The sequence below is a fragment of the Stenotrophomonas sp. Sm6012 genome (genome assembly GCF_030985895.1).
Taxonomy (GTDB): Bacteria; Pseudomonadota; Gammaproteobacteria; order Xanthomonadales; family Xanthomonadaceae; genus Stenotrophomonas; species Stenotrophomonas forensis.
The window spans coordinates 1-2,590 of record NZ_JAPTFX010000256.1 but is presented as its reverse complement, the minus strand read 5'-3'; the positions used below and the strand labels follow the sequence as shown (position 1 = coordinate 2,590).

The window sequence follows — 2,590 nt, the reverse complement described above, 5'->3', positions numbered from 1 at the left end:
GGCCGGCCGCGAAGGCGAGGCCCAGGTGGCCGACGCGCTGCGCCTGCCGAAGTGTGGCGGTGCGTTGCAGGTGCAGCCCACTGCCAACACCACGGTGGAGGTCAGCTGTCCCGATGCAGGCGGTTGGCGCCTGTTCGTGCCGGTGAAGGTACGGCGCAACCAGACCGTGCTGGTGCTCAATCGCGGAATCGGCACTGGAGAAACCCTCACCGCCGCCGATATCACCACTGCCCAGCGTGATGCTGCCCGGATTGCCGGTGCGGTGCTGGCCGATCCCAACGCGGCGATCGGCCGCATTGCCCGCCGTCCGCTGCAGGCCGGGGCCCTGCTGTCGAACAACGACCTGGTGGTGCAGCGTCTCATCAAGCGAGGAGACAATGTGGCCCTGGTGTCGCGTCGCGGCTCGGTCGAGGTGCGCATTGCCGGCCGTGCGATGGGTGACGCGGGCGAGAATGAACGGGTCTCGGTGGAGAACCTGTCCTCGCGGAGGATCGTGCAGGGCACGGTCGATGCCGCAGGTGACGTAATCGTGGCGCGTTGAATTACCGCAGAATATCCCTAAAGATCACGGCCCAGCGGCCGTTATCCCTTGTGAACGGCAACTCCAGGACACCCCATGAGCCAGAAAATCGACGGCAACCTGCAGGTCCCCCAGGCACTGCGCAGCGTGACGACCCCGGCCAGCAAGCCCGGCGTCAGCAGCGATTCGCCGGCACGCCCGGTCGAGGCCGCCGACAGCCTGCGCCTGACCGGCGAGGCCACCAATCTGCAGGCCATCGAGCGTGAGCTGACCACCGCCCCGGCGATCGACGCCCAGCGCGTGGCCGCCGTGCGCGAGTCGCTGCAGAACGGCACCTACAAGATCAATCCGGACGCGATCGCTTCGCGCATGCTCGATCTGGACCAGCAGCTGCAGGGATGACCGCAGCGATGAGCGAGCCGCTGCAGCGTCTCGCCCAGGCCCTGGACGTTGAGCGCCAGGCCCTGGTCGAGCACGACGTGCACGCCCTGATCCGTGCCACCGGCGCCAAGCTGGAAGCACTGCGTGCGCTGGAAGGCGCACCGCCGGTCGGCGAGGGCGAACAGCTGCAGGAACTGGCCGAACGCAACCGGGCCAACGGTGTGCTGCTGTCGCGCCGCCGCCGTGAGGTCAACTGGGCGCTGCGCCAGCTGGGCCGTACCGAAGACGCCTCGGCCTACGACGCCAAGGGCCAGTCGCACACGGTCACCGCCCGCCGCCCCCTCCCTGCGGGCTGAAGCCCGCCGCGTGACCGCGTATATTGGGCGCCTGTTCGAACGCCCCGAGTTGCCGTGTCCGCTGCCAACGCCCTGGTTACCGCCCCCCTTCCGCCGCAGCCGGTGCTGCAGGCGCTGCTTGAGCGCCTGCGCGAAGGCCTGCTGCTGTTCACCGAGGACGGGCAGGTGGCCCTGGCCAATCCGGCCGCGCAGAACCTGCTGGCCAACGGCGAAGACGGCGCATTGCCGCCGCCGCAGCGCCTGCGTGAACTGTTGCCGCCCGACGCGCTGGAGCAGGCGCGCCAGCATGGTCACTGGAACGGCAGCCTGCCGCTGGGCGAGGGCGTGGTCATCGCCCACCTGTACCACCACGGCCCGGTTGGCGAAGGGCACTTCCTGGCGTTGTTCCGCCACATCGAAGGGCAGGAAGACTACGAACGCGAGCTGCAGCAGCGCCACGCCGAACTGCGCCAGGCCTACCTGCGCCTCAACGGCACCCAGGAAAAGCTGCTGCAGTCGGAGAAGATGGCCTCGATCGGCCAGCTCGCCGCGGGTGTGGCGCACGAGATCAACAACCCGATCGGTTACGTGCACTCCAACCTGGGCAGCCTGCAGGAATACCTGCGCAGCCTGTTCACCGTGATCGAGGCCTACGAGCGCGCCCTGCGTGCGCCGGATCCGAAGGCGTTGATTCCGGAGATCGACGATATCCGTGACCGCCTCGACATCGATTTCATCAGCCGCGACCTGCCGCAGCTGATGGCCGAGTCGCGCGAGGGCATCGAGCGGGTCACCCGCATCGTGCGCGACCTGAAGGACTTCTCTTACTCCGGTCGCGATGAGTCGTGGAAGCTGGTCGACCTGCATGCGGGCCTGGAATCGACCATCAACATCATCTGGAACGAGCTCAAGTACAAGGTCACCCTGGTGCGCGAGTTCGGCCAGTTGCCGCTGGTGGAGTGCCTGCCGTCGGAACTGAACCAGGTCTACATGAACCTGCTGCTCAACGCCGGCCACGCCATCGCCGAGCGCGGCACCATCACCGTGCGCACCGGCGTTGATGGCGATCATGTCTGGGTCGAGTTCGAAGACACCGGCGGCGGCATCTCGCCGGAACTGCGCCAGCGCATCTTCGATCCGTTCTTCACCACCAAGCCGGTGGGCAGCGGCACCGGGCTGGGCCTGTCGATCTCCTACAGCATCATCAACAAGCACCACGGCCGCATCGACCTGGACAGTACCCCGGGCGTCGGCTCGCGCTTCCGCGTGGTGCTGCCGGTGAAGCAGCCGCGCTGACGGCTTGGGGTAGTGCCGGCCGCTGGCCGGCTGCCTCGCGGTACCTGCTTGCATGGGG

4 protein-coding genes are annotated in these 2,590 nt (G+C 67.9%); all 4 read left to right on the top strand.

Going from position 1 to position 2,590, the window contains the following annotated elements:
* Positions 1 to 541 (top strand): flagellar basal body P-ring formation chaperone FlgA (gene flgA / locus O0J73_RS22155; RefSeq protein WP_308309652.1); only part of this gene is annotated, 541 nt, incomplete at its 5' end.
* A 75-nt stretch (positions 542 to 616) separates the two neighbouring features.
* Positions 617 to 922, top strand: coding sequence for a flagellar biosynthesis anti-sigma factor FlgM (gene flgM, locus O0J73_RS22150; RefSeq protein ID WP_006444133.1), 306 nt, complete (start codon positions 617 to 619; stop codon positions 920 to 922).
* Entirely contained in the window at positions 919 to 1,257 is a 339-nt protein-coding gene (locus O0J73_RS22145; RefSeq protein ID WP_308309651.1) for a flagellar protein FlgN, read from the top strand. The genes flgM and O0J73_RS22145 overlap by 4 nt, the downstream gene beginning before the upstream one ends.
* 54 nt (positions 1,258 to 1,311) lie before the next feature.
* The gene (locus tag O0J73_RS22140) at positions 1,312 to 2,532 is read left to right on the top strand and encodes an ATP-binding protein (protein WP_006444180.1); all 1,221 of its coding nucleotides are present in this window, start codon (positions 1,312 to 1,314) and stop codon (positions 2,530 to 2,532) included.
* The last annotated feature ends 58 nt before the right edge of the window (positions 2,533 to 2,590 follow it).